This is a genomic window from Wenyingzhuangia sp. 2_MG-2023, assembly GCF_030548295.1.
In the GTDB taxonomy this organism is placed as follows: Bacteria; Bacteroidota; Bacteroidia; order Flavobacteriales; family Flavobacteriaceae; genus Wenyingzhuangia.
The window spans coordinates 1-17,507 of the sequence record NZ_JAUOSB010000006.1 but is presented as its reverse complement, the minus strand read 5'-3'; the positions used below and the strand labels follow the sequence as shown (position 1 = coordinate 17,507).

Sequence of the window (17,507 nt, the reverse complement as noted above, 5' to 3'; positions counted from 1 at the left end):
ATGAAACAATTTATTTCTTTAATTCTAGTCATTACTCTTTTTAACTGTTCTAATTCCAACTCCGATAAAAACTTTATTGTGAATGGAAAAATAACAGGATTGAAAAAAGGAACTATTTATTTAGAAAAAATAGACAGTCTTAAATTAATTGTAGTTGATTCTATTCATCTAGATAACGGTACAGAAACTTTTCAGTTTGCTAAAAACATTAAAGAACCAGAAATGTTTATACTTTCTGTTAACAAATCTAGAACCAAACAACTTTATTTTTTTGGAGAACATGGTATCATAAATATTCAAACCAATATAGATGCATTTTATGCCAATGCTAAAATTTCAGGATCTAAACTTCAAGAATTGTTAGAAAATTATCAAGATTACATCAAAAGATTCCAAGATGAAAATCTTGATTTGATTAAAAATAAGTTTGAATCTCAAAAACACAATGATTTTGCTGCTGTAGAAGAGATAGAAAACAAACGTCTTAGAAACTTGAAAAGAATGTATTTATTCTCTGCAAATTACGCAATTATTAACAAAGACAATGAAATTGGTCCTTACATAGCTTATGCGAAAATGGATCAGGCAGCACCTCAATTGAAACAAAAAATCTACAATGAATTAAGTGAAAGTATGAAAAAAAGCAAGTATGGAATCTTGTTAAAAAGCACACTTGAAACTAAGTAGTTTTGATTTTGATACTCCATTGAAATTCAAACACAGCTACAGCATCTCCCAATTCATCTACACCTGTTGTAGACATGCTAAAGGCAGTTCCTTCTTGGGTCTGAATGGCAGTACCTACATATTCATCTAATCTTTCATTTTCACAAGTAAAAGTTATTCTTCCCACAGCTTTTTTATAAAAATTTGCATTCATCCCTATTACTAATGTTGAAAATTTCACATCCGTTTCAGATGTTTTTTTCAGCACTAACGCCCCTGTAGAAAGTTCTGCAGCCATTGCCAAAACAGCAAAATAAATAGATTTGAAAGGATTCTGATTCATCCATTTGTATTTGACCACTGTTTTGCATGTATCTTGATCTAACAAATCAACCCTAACTCCACATAAATAAGCAGAAGGAAGTTTTACGATTAAAAATCTATTTAGTTGTTTAGCAGTAAGTTTCATTGTAATTTTATTTGCACTCAATAAGATACATAAAAATTCAATACTTTAACCATGTACATAGACACCAAAACAGAAAAAATTCTAGCCATGATTTTACATCTCTCAGGATTTTTAAACGGAACTTTTCCAATCATTATCCCTCTTATTATATGGTTGTTAAAAAAAGATGAAAGTTATTTTATACGAGAACATGGCAAAGCTGCTTTAAATTTTCAACTCTCTATTTTAATTTTAGGTGCAGTAGCCGCATTATTTGTTTTTCTAACCATTGGTCTTGGAGCAATTGTTGTAATTCCGCTAGCTATAATCTTTGGCTTTTTATACATTTACTTTATTGTAATTGCAACACTTGCAGCTTACAACGGACAATTGTATCGATATCCATTTAGCTTGGAAATTATCAAATAGTTATTGAGTTACTTCCTTAAACAAAGCTTCTAAAGTTTTGTTTTTGGTGTTCATTTGTAAGATTTTCAAGCCTTGTTCTTGTGCAAAATCAAAAATATCTGAACGTTTGTCTTCTTCTGTATCAAACACAAATTCCCAATCATTATCGTGATAATTGTTGTAGGACTTCAACTCTTTTATCCTGCTGACAAACTGTTCTTCTATCTTAAAATCAAATGTAACCTGAATTGTTTGTAGCTGACCAGCTTTCAACTCAGACAACTTTGCATCTACTTTTAAATCTCCGTTATTGATAATAATTACCCTATCGCAAACTGCTTCTACCTCTTGCATAATATGTGTAGAAAATAAGACTGTTTTTTTCTTTCCAATTTCTTTGATTAGTTCTCGTATTTCAATCAATTGATTTGGATCCAATCCTGTGGTGGGCTCGTCTAAAATCAACACTTCTGGATTGTGGATTAAGGCAGCTGCCAAACCAACTCTCTGTTGATATCCCTTTGACAGTTGATGTATTTTTTTAGAAGCTTCTGGTGTCAAACCTGTCTGTTTTATAACTAGTTCTACCTGATGTTTGTCTACACCATGTATTTGAGCTACAAAACCTAAGTATTCTTTTACAAACATTTCTTTGTACAACGGATTGTGTTCTGGCAAATAACCAATATTCTTATTCGTTGTATTTTTATCTGACAATACTTTTGTTCCACAGATGAACAACTCTCCTTCTGTAGGGCAAATGTAACCCATTAACATTTTCATGGTTGTAGATTTTCCAGCACCATTCGGGCCTAAAAAACCTACAATCTCACCTTTGTTAATTTCAAAACTCAATGCATTTACTGCTGTTTGATTTTTATACGTCTTTGAAACATTCACTACTTTGATAGACATCCAAGAAAATTTTAGGCTAATTTAAACATTCTTTTACTACTTTTAATCCTACAAAAAAGATACTTTGATGAGGAAAATTTTACTAGTACTTAGCTTTTCTTTTTTCCTTACAGGATGTGAATTTAAAGAAGAATTATATCTTAAAAAAAATGGAAAAGGAACCCTTCTTTTTGAGGTAGATAGTGGTAAAATGTTAGCTGCAATGGGGAATATTGGAGACCATAAAAACACTAGCAATGCTGTTGAAAAAAAAGTAGATACGCTTATCTATTTCAAAGACATCATCAACAAAGCAAAAGACAGTATCAAAAAGTTAGATCCTGATGACCAAAAAATCATCAATGCACTAAAAAACTTCACCCTAAAGATATATGTAGACCCTTCGGAAAACAATAGTCTTTTCTCACTAAACAATAGTTTTGAAAATATCAATCAGGTGCAAGATCTACAAAACTTGTTTCAAACAGCAGGTTCTTTATACAAAAACAGTTCAAAACCTAAAACACCCATAAAATATCAAATAGGATATGAGTTGAATAAGAAAAAAATCAGGAGATTTGTGATTGAAAAAAAATTGTCTAAAGAAGATGAGTCCCTCTATCAAAAATCCATAGAACAAGGGAAAATGATTTACATTCAATCTAATTACCGACTTGTATATCATTTTGAAAATAAAATCAAAAATAGTACTCTTACAAACGCATTTATATCCGAAGACAAAAAAACATTGGAAATTAAATATCCAATGGACACTCTTGTTTCAAACCCATATTTATTAGAATTTGAAGTCACATTTAAATAAAAAGGTCCTTTATCAAAATATAGGAACCAAGCATTACAAAGAAACTTGGGATTATCAAGATCAATTGTTTCAGGCGATTATTCAGACAAAAATGGACAATCGTAAAAATGATACCCAAACCCCTACACAGAACCATTTGTTGTTTGTAGAACACCCGCACGTTTACACATTGGGTAAAAGTGGAGACTTGTCTAACTTATTGTTAAGTGAAAAACAACTGACTGAAAAAGGAGCTACCTTTTACAAAAGTAACAGAGGTGGAGATATTACGTATCACGGTCCAGGTCAGATTGTAGGCTATCCTATTTTAGATTTGGATAATTTTTTTACAGACATTCACAAGTACCTTCGTTTTTTAGAAGAAGCTGTTATTTTAACTTTGGAAGATTACGGAATTAAATCTGAGAGAAGTAAAGGAGAAACTGGTGTTTGGTTGGATGTTGGAACTCCATTTGCTCGTAAAATATGTGCTTTGGGCGTTCGTAGCAGTCGCTGGGTTACCATGCATGGTTTTGCATTGAACGTAAATGTAGATTTAGGTTATTTTGACAATATCATTCCTTGTGGAATTAAAGGCAAAGCCGTGACTTCTATGGAAGCTGAATTGGGTAAAAAATTAGATTTTGAAGAAGTTCAAACTAAATTGTTAAAACACTTGACAACACTTTTTGAGTGGGAATTGATTTAAAACTTTAACGAATCTAATTTGTTTCCAAACACAAAACTATTCATTTCTTTTTCCAATAACGAAAACTCATTTTTTTCATAAGATTTAACAAACGTTCCCTTTTCCAAAACATGAATTTCATCACATACTTCTTTTAATGTTGAGAAAATATGCGAGGACATCAATATCGTTTTCCCTGAATTTTTAATTTTTTTAATCACTTCAACAATCATAAAATTACTCTGAATATCAACTCCATTAAAAGGTTCATCTAAAATAAAAAAATCATTTTCTTGTAATAAAATGGCTGTTAAAGCTAGTTTCTTTTTCATTCCTGTAGAGTAACTCTCTGCATATTGGTTCAATGGCAAGTCAAAAATATTATTTTGCTCTATATCATTACATTTTACTTTTCTTCCTTGTAACAACAACTGAATGTATTCTTTTCCTGTAATTTTAGAAAAGAAATAAGGGTCTGTAAACAATAGTCCTAAATGATCTTTTAGGGGATGTAACTCTGACTTTATCTCTCCTTCATAATTTTCTAATCCCGAAATACATCTAAACAAAGTTGTTTTACCCGCTCCGTTTTGACCAACAATTCCATAAACTTTTCCTGTTTCTAAATTCAAGTTAACGGAATTCAATACTTGTTTTTTACCATAAGACTTACTTAGCTTTTCAATTTTCAACATGCAATATTGTTTTTAGTTGTTTTAGGGATTTGATATAAAAATAAGGAGCTACAAATAGAATAAACGGCGGAAACCAAAACATCAAAGCGTATATAATAAACTGAGGAATTGATATTTCTAAAGAAAAAGAACCACTGTATTTCATTAAAATTGCTGTAGCTAGGTAAAGACATCCAATCACATAAAAATTAGCAAACAGAAAAAGTTCTGAAGAATATAAAAATGAAAAACATTGGCAGACATAAAATGGTGGTATAAGTAATGGCTGTTATTATTTTATATCTTAAGAAAGCTTTAGGACTTAAATTATAATTCCAAACAAAATATTCATTTTCAGGTTTTAAATAATACATAATACTTACTCCAAACAATGCTAATAGAGCACCCATAGCTAAATTGGGATTTGCTACAGTTGTAGAAATATAAGTTAAATAATACAAAATAGGATAGAGATAAAACCATCTTCTAACCCCAACCTGAAACTCATATAATCTTTTTGTGAAAGGAGCAACAAGAGTGAAACTATGTTTTTTTTCAACTTTATAAAAAGCGAATAAAACACATAACAAGCAGAAAAACAAGGCTGTAAAAAAGTAGGTCTTATAAACTAAAAAAGAAACAAAAGGAATGGACAAACCAATATTTTCTACAACTCTTATGCTTCTATAATCCTTAAATACTTGTTTTAAAAAATCATTTCTATGTTTTTCTGATAGTTTTAACACAAATAAACCACCGATAACTAAATAAGACCAATTAGGATAAGGCAATTTGGAGAACAAAAAATTAGAAGCTCCTATAAAAATAAGGAGTAGCAAAGCATAAGCCATCCATGGTTCTAGGCCTGCATCTTTAAACTTTCTGTTTATCAATTTAAATTGAAGTTTCAAATACTCTTTCACAAAAATAAATTTAATCAGTATAGTCAATCTTCATACCAAACAAAACAGTAAATCTAAAACAAGTTCAATTGCTCATCTGGCAACAATTTAAAAGTATGCCTATGGTGATTGCAACTCCCTATTTCTCTAATGGCCTGTCTGTGTTCTTTGGTTGGATAACCTTTGTTTTTTTTCCAATTGTATTGAGGAAATTCAAGATGGATTTTCTCCATGTACAAATCACGATAGGTTTTTGCCAATACAGATGCAGCTGCAATAGACAAATATTTCCCATCTCCTTTGACAATTGTTTCGCTTTGAATTTCTTGATAAGGCCTAAATTTGTTTCCATCCACAATAATAAATTCAGGTATTGTCTCTAAATCGTCGATGGCTCTATGCATGGCTGTGATGGAAGCTTGTAAAATGTTGATTTCATCAATTTCTTGCTGATAAACAAATGACACCCCAAAACTTATTGCCTCTCTTTCTATGATAGGTAACAATAGTTTACGTTGTTTTTCCGTTAACTTCTTAGAATCATTTAACAAAGGATTTTTAAAATCCTTAGGTAAAATAACAGCTGCAGCTACAACAGGTCCTGCCAAACAACCTCTTCCGGCTTCATCTGTACCTGCTTCAAGCAATTTTCCTGAAAAATTATGTAATAAAGGCATATTTATTGTTTCGAGTAACCAATATTAATCATTCTTATTTGTTTAAAAAAATTACCTTTGCTAAGCAATTTTAAAATATGAAAAAACCTTTATTTCTTTGGATATTTTTTATGTCGATCAACAGTTTGTTTTCGCAAGTGGACGCTGCCTCAATACAACAAGACAGTCTAATTTTAAAAGAATCAACAAAAAAAGTTCCTAGTTCTCCAGAAAAAAACACTGAGATAGACAACTTGTTTTTAGTAAATAAAGGGATTGTAATACAAAAAGACACAATTATTCCTAAAAACTCTAAAAAGAAAACTCTAATTCCATTAGACAGTGTTCGGAATATGTATGGAGGTAGGTATGTGGATTATAAAATCATTACACAAGCATATGATACTATTCAGATAGACACAACCTTAAACATTGACAATTATTTTAGACACAATTATACTCAAAAAGACGATTTTGAATGGCTAGAATTTGCCAATCAAGGACAAGGTTATAACAAACTAGCCTACGATTTCATCAACAACAAGCTGACTCCAACTTTAGGAGTTAATGCCAAACTTTATAACTATTATGCCTTAGAAGACATGGAATATTACCATGTTCCTACGCCAACAACCATTCTGTTTTACAGGTCTGGGTTTGATGGTCAGTTGTTGAATAGTATTTTCACAACGAACTTTGGAAAACATCAAAATTTCTCCATTGCATACAAAGGACTAAGATCTGTAGGAGACTACCAAAGAGCTAGAGCCAGTCATATAAACTTCCGAACAACCTACACTTACTACAATACAGCCAAAAGATATCAATTTAGAACTCATATCATTTCTCAAAAAATTGACAATTTAGAAAATGGAGGACTTACAGAAAGCTCTGTTACCGAATTTAAAAATGACAATCCAGATTTTAGTGCCAGAGGTAGAGTGGATGTCAACTTAAGTGATTCTGAAAGTTATTTAAAATCTACTCGTTTTTATTACGAACACGAACTTCGAATTTTAAACTCCAAAGACAGTTTGAATCTGAACATGACCAATTTAAAACTAGGTCACTTTATCAGCACCGAAAAATTGAAATATCAATTTACCTCATCTGACACAGAATATTTTGATGATAACTCTAGTATTTTTGGAACTAGAGAAAGTGATGACACCAAAGACAAAACAGAATACAACACTACAGAAAATCAGATTTATCTAAAATTTAACTCACCATATATTTTAGGAAATTTTAAAATTTTTACTGCTTTCAACTCAATTGCTCAAGTCTATGAAACATCAAAAGTTGTAAATGAAACTGAAGCAATATCTAAAGAGAAAAACATCAATTATACTTCTTTTGGAGGTTCTTGGAACAGTCGCTTTAAAGGAGTGTTTTTAAATGCCTACGCACAACAAATTATCAGTGGTGGAGATTTAGGAAGCAATTTGCATATAAATGCTGGTTTTCAACTAAAAAACAACGTTTCTGCCAAAGCAGGTTTTCAATTAAAATCTATAGCACCCAACAACAACACTACTTTTTATCAATCCAATTTTAGCAATTTAAACTGGGAACAGAATTTTGACAACGAAATATACAGAACACTTTACGGAAGTATTAAAACCAAATGGTTAGGAGCTGATTTGTTTTTACATCAAATAAAAAATTACGCTTATTTTAATAGCAATAGTGTGGCGAGTCAATACTCACAAACCATTGATTATTTAAAACTAAAATTAAGCAGTGAACTAAAATTCGGGAAATTTGCATTCAACAACAGTATTCTTTACCAGAAAACAACTCAAGGAGAAGAAGCTTTTAGAGTGCCTGAATTTGTGACCAGAAATACGTTATACTATCAAAGTTATTTCTTTAAAGGAGACCCTTTATTGGCTCAAATAGGACTCACATTTAAATACTTTAGCAAATATTACGCAAACGACTACAATCCTGCTTTGAACGAATTTTACATACAAAACAATACTCAAATAGGAGATTACCCTACGTTTGATGTTTTTGTAAACGGAGAAGTAAGACGTACGCGTATTTATTTTAAAGTAGAAAATGTAACTGCTGCTATCACAGGTAGAAATTACTTTGCAACAAGCAACCAACCTGCAAAAGATCTATCTATTAGACTAGGAATTGTTTGGAATTTTTGGAATTAATTTTTCACCAATTGATTGATGTTTAATTTCAATCCAAGATCTACCAATACGGGTGTGAAATTTCCATTTTGAACAGGTCTAACTTGACCTACATTTAAAAATATACCACAACGTTTGTTGACTTTCTTTTCAATACCTAAACCGTATTGAAAAGCCAAACCATTACCCAGATTAATATCTCCACCTCCACCTGCTCCAATCATCCCTTTGGTGCTAAGACTCCATGTTTTGTGTAACGGAATATAATATTGCATTCCCAACCATCCTTCTGCATACGCTCCATAATTTCCTTGGTAAGCCCATACTGTTGCTGCAACCAAACCTAAATTTTGGTTGAATTTCTTTTCCACTTCAAAACCTATCAAATTAAAAACCTTGTCATACAACCTTCCTGACTTGTCTCTTTTAGATCCCGAAACATAAGCTCTATTATAGGTAGAAAAGTTGAATTCTTCCAAAGTGACATCTTCTTCAGCAACGACACCCTCTCTTAAATCGCTTTGGTTTTTATACAATTTAAAAGATCTTCCTAAGGAAATATCTACTTGATTGGATTCAAACTCTCCATTAGGAGCATAAGTTTTTCCTAAATTTACTTTTAACAAATAATCTTTAATATGAACACCTAAACCAACCTCAAACTGAGTAGCCAAACCACCACCAAACTCAACAGCACCACCACCAGCACCACCAATCAATGCTCTAAAGTCTAAAACAAAATGATTTTTCAAAAAAGGAAGCTCGTATCCCAATCCTGACAAATACATCATAAATCCATCAACTCCACCTTTGTAAGCTCCTCCTAATTCTACAGTAGCATACAAATGTTCTGTTAAAAAGCGATTCAACTCAAAACCAATTAAAGAAATAGCTGGAAAGTCAGCTGAATTAGCCCCAGTAGTTTTTAATGGTCCTTTGCTAAAGTTGAACAAAGTGGTTGACAACATAGATGCGTTTAACTTGTAAAAACCACTTGGTTTTTGAACAATTTTATCATTTATAAAATTTGTGTTTCTAGAAAAATAGGTATCAACATCCATTGTCAAGCCTAGGTTGGCATGCAAACTTGTAATGGCACCTCCGTCAGAAAAATCAACTCCAGTAATTCCTAATCTTATAGCCATTATCTTAGAAATTTTTGCTTCTAAATCCAAATGAGGTCTTACCATAAAACCTCCTCCATCCGGAGCAGCACTTCCTCCTCCTCCTCCTAAAAACAATCCTGCATCGTAAAACAATTTGTTTTTATACAACGGTTTGTGAATTCCTGTAGAGACTCCGAACACAAAAAAACCAGACCTCATTCCTGTTAATGCTGAATAGGTATTCACTCCAAAATACCAGTTTGGAAATTTTTGAGCCAAACCAAATACTTCGTATCCAATTCCTAAAAAACCCATATCAGGTTCACCATCCATATGGATAGATTCCCCAGACAAACGAACTCTAGAAGGTAATTTTTCTACTAAATAATTTTGAGAAAAACCCAATTGAATACTTAAAATTGTAATCCAAAAAAACTGTTTCATATTTATTCTTTTTGATGAGAATCTATTAATAAGGTTACCGGACCATCATTGACCAATGCAACTTTCATGTCAGCACCAAACTGACCGCTTTGCACTTCTTTTTCTAACAATTCTGACAAACGTTTTTTAAAACTTTCATATATAGGAACTGCTATTTCAGGCTTTGCTGCTTTTATATAACTAGGCCTATTTCCTTTTTTTGTCAATGCGTGAAGTGTAAATTGACTGACTACAATAATATCTCCATCTACTTCTTTAACAGATAAGTTCATCTGGTTATTTTCATCACCAAAAATTCGTAATTTTACAATTTTATGACACAACCATTCCACATCTTCTTGAGTATCTTCTGGTACAATTCCAACTAGAACCACCAATCCACTAGCTATACTAGCTACTGTTTCTTTGTCAATAGTAACAGCTCCTTCTGAAACTCTTTGAACAACTACTCTCATGATTTAAAAATGTCTTGCCTATAATGTTCTTCTTCTTCTTTTAGCAATTGCAAATAGCTTTCGTATCTAGTTTCAGACACTAACCCTTCTTCTAAAGCTTTTTTCACAGCACATTTTGGTTCTTCTACATGGGTACAATTGTTAAATTTGCACAATCCTTTTAAAGCAAATAACTCTGGAAAATAATCTGTAACCTCATATTTTCCGAAGTCCACAACTCCAAAACCTCTAATCCCTGGAGTATCGATAATATAACCACCAAAAGACAATGGATACATTTCTGCAAAAGTAGTTGTATGTTGCCCTTGTTGATGTTGCTCTGAAATTTCTTTGGTTTTTAAATTCAATGTTGGCTCAATAGCATTCACCAAAGTAGATTTGCCAACACCTGAATGACCCGCAAACAAACTCACTTTATCTTTCATGATGTTTTTCACAACATCTAAATTAATTTTTTCTATAGCAGATACATCTATACATTCATAACCAATACTGGTGTATATGTACTGAAATGCTTCTCTGTACTCGTCCATCTCAGTATCATGTGTATCAATTTTATTAAATAACAAAATAGCTTTGATACTATAGGCCTCAGCTGTTGCTAAAAAACGATCGATAAAAGTAGTAGTAGTTTCTGGGTTGTGAAGTGTTACCACCAAAAAAGCGATGTCAATATTTGAGGCAATGATGTGTGTTTGCTTAGAAAGATTTACTGATTTACGAACAATGACATTTTTTCTGTCTTTGATCTCTTTAACCACTCCAGTTTCCTTTTTAGGTTCTAGTTCAAAAATCACTTCATCTCCTACTGCGATAGGATTTGTACTCTTAATCCCTTTCATTCGAAACTTCCCAGGAATCCTACACTGATAAATCACTCCCTCTTCGGTTCTCACCGAATACCAACTTCCTGTAGACTTTGTTACAATTCCATTCATATAGCAAAAATAGTTGTTTTCAATAGATAGTCGCAAACAAAAAATGGGAATAGATTTAAATCTATTCCCATTTTTTATTCTTTAACAACAATTTTAGTCTTTTTTAAAGCTAATATCAATTCTTGATCATTTAAAACTGACTATTTAATTTACAAATTCCATCTACGAACCTTAATTTTCATGGTGTTTTTGATAGGTTTGTCAGATACTAAAATCAAATACCCTCCACCACCTGCTCCGGACAATTTCCAAGCTAAAGCATCATCTTTAACTTGATCTATTACATCTTGGATTTCTGGAGTTACCATATTTGGATACATGGCAATTTGTGCTTGGAAAGACTCTAAGAAAGCAGCACTAAATTTTTCTAAATCTTTGTTAATAATCCCATCCCAACACTTCTCAGCAGCTGCTGTCAATTTAGAAACAGTTTCTTTAGTAACATTTGTATTAGATAATAAATCAGTTCCTGCAGGACGAGGCCATAATGTCATCATAGACACATGATCTTCTATCCATTGTAAAAGTTCTTCATCGTATTTTTTCTCGATTTTTTCTGGCCAGTAATCTCCATTGTAGTAATGTCTTGTCAAACCAGGAACACAAATACCTATGGCATCTTGAGCTCCAGAAATAATAGTATTTCCAGGTCTATTCTCATATCTGAACAAAATCTCAGCTAATTTTTCTGGTTTTTCTAAAGGCAAATTATACGGCCAAATGACTTTAGCTGCATTTCTAGTAGAAGTAGACATACCGCTACGTTCATTATATTCAATAATTGGCTCAACAGAAACAGTAATAGCCCAACCTGGTGCTATTTTAGACACATCTGGTTGATCAATCCAAGTACCTGCTAAATCCACACGATATGGTAATTGACTACCAACTCCACCTCTAATTTGAGTCGTAGATCTTTCAGGCAAACCTGCTTCTGGTATTCTCTCAAGCACTATATATTCGATTCCCAATTCTTTACACAACTTTTCTTTTGCATAAGAATGTCCGTCCTCATTTACAAGGCACTTTTCTGGCATTAATTCTCTCAGATCTTCTTCAAAATCTAAAATCCCACCACCTCTATTCACAAAAGCATCTGTAACATGTTTTATTGATTTGACCATGTACAATCTTTCTTGTTCTGAATTAATGGTGTGTCTTGCTTTTAACTCCATTACTGTATTATCAGAACCTATACCTACATACACATCACCATAAGTAGCGGCTTCCTTAAAAAAGGCAACATGACCACTATGTAACATATCAAAACAACCGGAAACAAAGACTTTCATTACAATTTTTTTTTAGTTAGTATAATCAAATATACTATGTTATAATTATTTACAAAACATTTTATTACAAAATATAAAAAAGCGAAAACAAAGAATGTTTCCGCTTTTTTTGACGCTTTAATAATGCTATCTAAATATTACTTAGAAGTAACTATTTCTTCTTGTTTATTGATAGATTCTTGGTGAATTGCCTTATAAACAGTTTTGATAAAATCTTCACTCAATCCTGCTTCTTCTCCAATTTTAGCCATGTTATCTAAAATCTCTCCCCAACGAGCATCTTGTAATACAGAAACATTTTGAGCTTTTTTAACTTTTCCAATTTGTTCTGCTACAGACATTCTTTCTGCCAAAGTTTGGATAAGGTGATTGTCAATTACATCAATTTCAGAACGTAATTCTTTCAATTGATCCAAAGCTTCTCCTTCTGCTTTTGGTTTACGAACTTTTAAATCATTCATTATTTCCACCAAACGAGCAGGTGTAATTTGCTGTGCAGCATCTGACCAAGCTTCATCTGGAGTAATGTGAGTTTCAATCATCAATCCTTCAAAGTTCAAATCTAAAGCAATTTGAGAAATTTCTTGAATTCCAGTTCTGTTTCCACAAATGTGAGATGGATCGTTGATAATTGGTAAATCTGGGAATTTACGTTTCAATTCAATTGGCAATTGCCATTGAGGCACGTTTCTATATTTTGTTTTTTTGTAAGAAGAAAAACCTCTGTGAATTACTCCTAAGTTTTTGATATTTGCTTTGTACAAACGCTCAACACCACCTAACCATAAAGCTAAATCTGGGTTGATTGGGTTTTTAATCAAAACAATTTTATCAGTACCTTCTAATGCATCAGCAACTTCTTGTACTGCAAAAGGGTTTACTGTAGTACGAGCTCCTAACCATAAAATATCAACATCTGCTTCTAAGGCTAATTTTACATGTGCAACATTAGCAACTTCAACAGCAGTTAACAATCCTGTTTGCTCTTTTACTTTTTTCAACCATGGTAATGCAACAGCACCAACACCTTCAAAACCACCTGGTCTAGTTCTTGGTTTCCATACACCTGCTCTAAATACAGTAGCGTCTGTATTTTTCAATTCGTGAGCAATTTTTAATACTTGCTCTTCTGTTTCAGCACTACAAGGTCCTGCAATTACTAGAGGATGATCTAATTTCATGTCATCCAACCACGCTCTTAATTCTTTTTTGTTTTCCATCTTAGTAATTATCTACTTTTATTTTTGAATTCCGTTTAATACTTCTTTAATATGGTTTGTTTCTTTCATCGTTTTCTGCAAACCTTCACTATTTTCCTCTATAATCAAATTCTTAAATGTTATCAAATTATCAATGTATTCATTTAAAGAATCTAATATATTCTCTTTATTTTCAATAAATATAGGGCTCCACATATTTGGTGAACTTTTTGCCAAACGAACCGTAGATTCAAAACCAGAACCTGCCATATCAAAAATATTCTTTTCGTTTTTCTCTTTCTCTAACACCGTTTTCCCTAACATAAAAGAACTGATATGTGACAAATGTGAAACGTATGCAATATGCTTGTCATGTGCTATACTATTCATAAAAGTAGTTCTCATATTTAAAGTCTCAAATACTTCTAAAACCTTAGTTACTGCAGCACTACTACTTAACTCTTTATCGCAAATAATATTTACTTTACCATCAAACAGATTGTATATTGCGGCTTCTGGACCTGAATATTCTGTACCTGCAATAGGATGAACGGCCACAAAATTACTCCTTTTTTCATGATTTTCAACAGTTTTACACAATTTCTCTTTCGTAGAACCCATATCAAAGACAACAGCATCCTTTTTTATGAGGTCTAACACTTGAAGTGTCAAACTGGGTAAATAATTTACTGGCACGGCTAAGACAACCACATCACTCGTAGTAATATCTTCAAGACTCACAACGCTCTCTACAATCCCTAACTCTAATGCCTTTTGAGCATTTACAGAATTTGCATCAATTCCTTGAACAGTATACCCTAGTCGTTTTTTCAATTCCAACGCTAAAGAACCTCCTATCAACCCTAAACCTATAACTGTTACCAACATATTTTTACTACTCTATCTATACTCTATCCCTACTTGATCTATGCTTTTACCCTAGCTAAGACTTCTTTTAAATTTTCTTCTGACACACACAAAGACAATCTTACATATCCCTCACCATTGCTTCCAAAAACGGTACCTGGTGTGATGAATACATCTTTTTCGTACAGCATTTTGTCTGTCATTTGCTCGGATGTGATTCCCTCTGGTAATTTTGCCCAAACAAACATTCCCACATGAGAAGTGTCGTACACACAGTTCAACTCGTCTAAAATTTGATATACTATTTCCCTACGTCTGTGGTAGTGTTCATTGATACTTTTGAACCAATCTTTTGACAAGTGTAACGCTTCAATCGCTCCTTTTTGAATTCCGTAAAACATTCCAGAATCCATGTTGCTTTTTACCTTTAATATTTGCGCTAAATACGTACTAGCTCCTACAAACATTCCAACTCTCCAACCCGCCATATTGAAACTCTTACTCAACGAATTTAGTTCCAAAGCAACTTCTTTTGCACCTTCGTACTTTAAAATACTCTCAGGATTGTCGTTCAATACAAAACTGTACGGATTGTCATTAACCAATAATATTTTGTGTTTTTTGGCAAAAGCAATCAACTTATCATATACTTTATTTTTGGCTGTTGCTCCCGTTGGCATGTGTGGATAATTGATCCACATGATTTTCACTTTAGACAAATCTAATTTTTCCAAAGCTTCAAAATCTGGCAACCATTTATTTTCTGCTACCAAATCGTAAAAAACAGGCTCTGCTCCCACCAACTTTGTTACTGATGTATACGTTGGGTATCCCGGGTTTGGTACTAATACTTGATCTCCAGGATTTAAAAAAGCCATCGAAACGTGCATGATTCCCTCTTTAGACCCCATCAATGGCAATACCTCTTTTTCAGGATCTAAAGCCACCTTAAAATTATTTTCATAAAAAGAAGACATCGCTTGTCTCAAAGCTGGCAACCCTTGGTACGATTGGTATCCGTGAGCTGTCACTTCTTTGGAAGCATTGTTCAAAGCCAACAATACACTTTTGTCTGGTGTTAAATCTGGACTTCCAATTCCCAGACTGATAATCTGCTTACCTGCGGCTCTAAGACTTGCTACTTCTCTTAATTTTTTAGAGAAATAATATTCTTTTACATCTCCTAACCTATTTGCTGTAGAAACAATCATTACTTATTGTCTTTATATTCTCCTAAAATTTTTAAACTCGACACTTTTGATCTAATGTCACTGATTGCATTTTTATACTCCTGGTAATCTTCAAAAACCAAATCTGCAAAAAAAGCATATTCCCAAGGACAATCAATGATGGGTAACGATTGAATTTTTGACAAATTCACCTTATGGTTTGCCAACAACATCAATACTTCTCCCAAAGAACCACTTTCGTGTTTCAACACAAATTTTAAAGAAGCTTTTGTTGCAGTTACTTCTCTTAACACTTCCTTTTTTTGAACGATGACAAACCTTGTGTAATTTTTCTTAATCGTCTGTATTTCTTCAGCAACAATATTCAATTCATAAATTTCTGCCGCTTTGCTACTGGCAATTGCCCCTATTTTAGACAATTTGTTTTCTTGTATCCTTTTGGCTACATCTGCTGTATCTACATCTTCAATTAGTTTGATGTGTGGATAATCCTTAAAAAAACTTCTACACTGTAACAAAGCCATGGGATGAGAATGTACTTTTTTGATGTCTTCTATTTTTTGTCCTGGTAATGCCATTAAATTGTGATTGATTCCCAAGTAATATTCTCCAACAATGGTCAAATCCGATTCGTCAATCAATGCATAGTTTGGCAAAATTGCCCCTGCAATAGAATTTTCAATAGCCATTACAGCATAATCCACTTCATTTCTCAAGACAATGTCTGGCATTTCTACAAAAGTCATACACTCTACCAATTCAATTTCAGCTCCAAAATAATTCTCAGCTACGATGTGATGGTATGAACCTTTTATTCCTTGTATTGCTATTTTCATTCTACTTTTTTTGGCAAAAAAAAAGCCTCGATAAAATCGAGACTTTCAGTTATGCTATATATAATGTTAACACACGAAAAGTCTCTCCTTCTTGTTAAAGAAGAAAAAATAATAAAATCCGTTAGTGTTGAATAATTTCATAAATTGTAATATCTGAGACAAATGTATTAATTAAATCTATAATTGCAAGTATTATTTAAAAAAAGTTGGTGATTGAATACAACAGCTATTGTTCTTGGGACCAATCTATTTTCTATACGTAATTTATTTTATTGCTTGAGTTTTACTCACACGGACATTTTTATGTGTTTTTTGTCTTTGTTATGGAGCTGGTGGACACATCTCGACTGCGCTCGATGACCCTGTTAGAGGTGTTCCTTTGTATCATATTCTTCATCCTCTTATAAAATACTCAATGGTTTCTCATTTGTGAAGTATGGCTGAGATAGAACTTCTAGACTCCCATCGATGACCCTTTCTTTTTTAACATCTCGACTGCGCTCGATGAACCTTAGAGGTATTCCTTTGTATTGTATTCTTCATCTTATTATAAAAAATCAATGGCTTCTCATTTGAGAAGTATGAGTGAGATAGAACTTCTAGACTCCCATCGATAACCCTTTCTTTTTTAACATCTCGACAGCGATCGATGACCCTGTTAGTGCTATTCCTTTTGTATCGTATTCTTAAACTTATTATAAAAAATCAATGGTTCTCATTTGAGAGATATGGGTGAGATAGAACTTCTCAACACCCATCGATGACCCTTTCTTTTTTAACATCTCGACTGCGATCGATGACCCTGTTAGTAGTATTCTTTTTGTATCGTATTCTTAAACTTATTATAAAAAATCAATGGTTCTCATTTGAGAGATATGGGTGAGATAGAACTTCT

18 protein-coding genes are annotated in these 17,507 nt (G+C 32.7%); 5 read left to right on the top strand and 13 right to left on the bottom strand.

The features are described from left to right. Positions 1-687 (top strand): DUF4369 domain-containing protein, encoded by a 687-nt coding sequence (locus tag Q4548_RS08575; RefSeq protein WP_303453750.1) that lies wholly within the window; start codon positions 1-3, stop codon positions 685-687. On the opposite strand, the gene Q4548_RS08570 is transcribed toward Q4548_RS08575, so the two are convergent. Next, positions 680-1,135: a DUF4442 domain-containing protein gene (locus tag Q4548_RS08570; protein WP_303453748.1), complete on the bottom strand. Its 456-nt coding sequence runs from the start codon at positions 1,133-1,135 to the stop codon at positions 680-682. The two genes, Q4548_RS08575 and Q4548_RS08570, sit on opposite strands and share 8 nt — an antisense overlap. Before the next feature lie 51 nt (positions 1,136-1,186). Between Q4548_RS08570 and Q4548_RS08565 the strand changes: the two genes are divergently transcribed. Continuing rightward, complete coding sequence (locus tag Q4548_RS08565) at positions 1,187-1,543, top strand: DUF4870 domain-containing protein (protein ID WP_303453746.1); 357 nt, start codon at positions 1,187-1,189, stop codon at positions 1,541-1,543. On the opposite strand, the gene gldA is transcribed toward Q4548_RS08565, so the two are convergent. After that, positions 1,544-2,437 carry a gliding motility-associated ABC transporter ATP-binding subunit GldA gene (gldA, locus tag Q4548_RS08560; RefSeq protein WP_303453744.1) on the bottom strand — a complete coding sequence of 298 codons (894 nt, stop codon included), beginning with the start codon at positions 2,435-2,437 and terminating at the stop codon, positions 1,544-1,546. A 67-nt stretch (positions 2,438-2,504) separates the two neighbouring features. On the opposite strand from gldA, the gene Q4548_RS08555 reads away from it, so the two are divergent. After that, complete coding sequence (locus tag Q4548_RS08555; protein ID WP_303453742.1) at positions 2,505-3,239, top strand: hypothetical protein; 735 nt, start codon at positions 2,505-2,507, stop codon at positions 3,237-3,239. Beyond that, entirely contained in the window at positions 3,220-3,927 is a 708-nt protein-coding gene (lipB, locus tag Q4548_RS08550; RefSeq protein ID WP_303453739.1) for a lipoyl(octanoyl) transferase LipB, read from the top strand. The genes Q4548_RS08555 and lipB overlap by 20 nt, the downstream gene beginning before the upstream one ends. Here lipB and Q4548_RS08545 read toward each other — a convergent pair. The 3 genes from Q4548_RS08545 to Q4548_RS08535 all read right to left on the bottom strand — a co-directional run bounded on the left by Q4548_RS08545 (position 3,924) and on the right by Q4548_RS08535 (position 6,159). Next, on the bottom strand, positions 3,924-4,601 hold the full coding sequence (locus tag Q4548_RS08545; RefSeq protein ID WP_303453736.1) for an ATP-binding cassette domain-containing protein: 678 nt from the start codon (positions 4,599-4,601) through the stop codon (positions 3,924-3,926). The genes lipB and Q4548_RS08545 overlap by 4 nt on opposite strands. A gap of 188 nt (positions 4,602-4,789) precedes the next feature. Beyond that, a complete protein-coding gene (locus tag Q4548_RS08540) occupies positions 4,790-5,503 on the bottom strand; it encodes an ABC transporter permease (RefSeq protein ID WP_303453734.1) in 714 nt (237 codons plus the stop codon). 53 nt (positions 5,504-5,556) lie between these two features. Next, complete coding sequence (locus Q4548_RS08535; protein ID WP_303453731.1) at positions 5,557-6,159, bottom strand: ribonuclease HII; 603 nt, start codon at positions 6,157-6,159, stop codon at positions 5,557-5,559. Positions 6,160-6,236: 77 nt separating this feature from the next. On the opposite strand from Q4548_RS08535, the gene Q4548_RS08530 reads away from it, so the two are divergent. After that, positions 6,237-8,306 (top strand): putative porin, encoded by a 2,070-nt coding sequence (locus tag Q4548_RS08530; protein ID WP_303453729.1) that lies wholly within the window; start codon positions 6,237-6,239, stop codon positions 8,304-8,306. Here the strand turns inward: Q4548_RS08530 and Q4548_RS08525 are convergent. From Q4548_RS08525 to Q4548_RS08490, 8 genes are all read right to left on the bottom strand, one after another. Further along, complete coding sequence (locus tag Q4548_RS08525) at positions 8,303-9,835, bottom strand: hypothetical protein (protein WP_303453727.1); 1,533 nt, start codon at positions 9,833-9,835, stop codon at positions 8,303-8,305. The two genes, Q4548_RS08530 and Q4548_RS08525, sit on opposite strands and share 4 nt — an antisense overlap. 2 nt (positions 9,836-9,837) lie before the next feature. Then, positions 9,838-10,290 carry a D-aminoacyl-tRNA deacylase gene (dtd, locus tag Q4548_RS08520; protein WP_303453724.1) on the bottom strand — a complete coding sequence of 151 codons (453 nt, stop codon included), beginning with the start codon at positions 10,288-10,290 and terminating at the stop codon, positions 9,838-9,840. Next, positions 10,287-11,228, bottom strand: coding sequence for a ribosome small subunit-dependent GTPase A (gene rsgA / locus Q4548_RS08515; protein WP_303453722.1), 942 nt, complete (start codon positions 11,226-11,228; stop codon positions 10,287-10,289). The genes dtd and rsgA overlap by 4 nt, the downstream gene beginning before the upstream one ends. Before the next feature lie 149 nt (positions 11,229-11,377). After that, positions 11,378-12,520 carry an adenylyltransferase/cytidyltransferase family protein gene (locus Q4548_RS08510; RefSeq protein ID WP_303453719.1) on the bottom strand — a complete coding sequence of 381 codons (1,143 nt, stop codon included), beginning with the start codon at positions 12,518-12,520 and terminating at the stop codon, positions 11,378-11,380. Positions 12,521-12,657: 137 nt separating this feature from the next. Beyond that, positions 12,658-13,740, bottom strand: a complete 1,083-nt coding sequence (locus Q4548_RS08505; RefSeq protein ID WP_303453717.1) for a bifunctional 3-deoxy-7-phosphoheptulonate synthase/chorismate mutase type II — start codon at positions 13,738-13,740, stop codon at positions 12,658-12,660. Positions 13,741-13,758: 18 nt separating this feature from the next. After that, the gene (locus tag Q4548_RS08500; RefSeq protein ID WP_303453715.1) at positions 13,759-14,607 is read right to left on the bottom strand and encodes a prephenate dehydrogenase; all 849 of its coding nucleotides are present in this window, start codon (positions 14,605-14,607) and stop codon (positions 13,759-13,761) included. Positions 14,608-14,645: 38 nt separating this feature from the next. Continuing rightward, a complete protein-coding gene (locus Q4548_RS08495; protein WP_303454109.1) occupies positions 14,646-15,794 on the bottom strand; it encodes a pyridoxal phosphate-dependent aminotransferase in 1,149 nt (382 codons plus the stop codon). Positions 15,795-15,796: 2 nt separating this feature from the next. Next, positions 15,797-16,612: a prephenate dehydratase gene (locus Q4548_RS08490; protein ID WP_303453713.1), complete on the bottom strand. Its 816-nt coding sequence runs from the start codon at positions 16,610-16,612 to the stop codon at positions 15,797-15,799. Positions 16,613-17,507: the final 895 nt, after the last annotated feature.

What these genes read in the sequence shown, in the direction of transcription:
- Q4548_RS08575 (WP_303453750.1), top strand. Translation starts at nt 1, where the DNA reads ATGAAACAATTTATTTCTTTAATTCTAGTCATTACTCTTTTTAACTGT.
- Q4548_RS08570 (WP_303453748.1), bottom strand. Translation starts at nt 1,135, where the DNA reads ATGAAACTTACTGCTAAACAACTAAATAGATTTTTAATCGTAAAACTT.
- Q4548_RS08565 (WP_303453746.1), top strand. Translation starts at nt 1,187, where the DNA reads ATGTACATAGACACCAAAACAGAAAAAATTCTAGCCATGATTTTACAT.
- gldA (WP_303453744.1), bottom strand. Translation starts at nt 2,437, where the DNA reads ATGTCTATCAAAGTAGTGAATGTTTCAAAGACGTATAAAAATCAAACA.
- Q4548_RS08555 (WP_303453742.1), top strand. Translation starts at nt 2,505, where the DNA reads ATGAGGAAAATTTTACTAGTACTTAGCTTTTCTTTTTTCCTTACAGGA.
- Q4548_RS08545 (WP_303453736.1), bottom strand. Translation starts at nt 4,601, where the DNA reads ATGTTGAAAATTGAAAAGCTAAGTAAGTCTTATGGTAAAAAACAAGTA.
- Q4548_RS08535 (WP_303453731.1), bottom strand. Translation starts at nt 6,159, where the DNA reads ATGCCTTTATTACATAATTTTTCAGGAAAATTGCTTGAAGCAGGTACA.
- Q4548_RS08530 (WP_303453729.1), top strand. Translation starts at nt 6,237, where the DNA reads ATGAAAAAACCTTTATTTCTTTGGATATTTTTTATGTCGATCAACAGT.
- Q4548_RS08525 (WP_303453727.1), bottom strand. Translation starts at nt 9,835, where the DNA reads ATGAAACAGTTTTTTTGGATTACAATTTTAAGTATTCAATTGGGTTTT.
- dtd (WP_303453724.1), bottom strand. Translation starts at nt 10,290, where the DNA reads ATGAGAGTAGTTGTTCAAAGAGTTTCAGAAGGAGCTGTTACTATTGAC.
- rsgA (WP_303453722.1), bottom strand. Translation starts at nt 11,228, where the DNA reads ATGAATGGAATTGTAACAAAGTCTACAGGAAGTTGGTATTCGGTGAGA.
- Q4548_RS08510 (WP_303453719.1), bottom strand. Translation starts at nt 12,520, where the DNA reads ATGAAAGTCTTTGTTTCCGGTTGTTTTGATATGTTACATAGTGGTCAT.
- Q4548_RS08505 (WP_303453717.1), bottom strand. Translation starts at nt 13,740, where the DNA reads ATGGAAAACAAAAAAGAATTAAGAGCGTGGTTGGATGACATGAAATTA.
- Q4548_RS08500 (WP_303453715.1), bottom strand. Translation starts at nt 14,607, where the DNA reads ATGTTGGTAACAGTTATAGGTTTAGGGTTGATAGGAGGTTCTTTAGCG.
- Q4548_RS08490 (WP_303453713.1), bottom strand. Translation starts at nt 16,612, where the DNA reads ATGAAAATAGCAATACAAGGAATAAAAGGTTCATACCATCACATCGTA.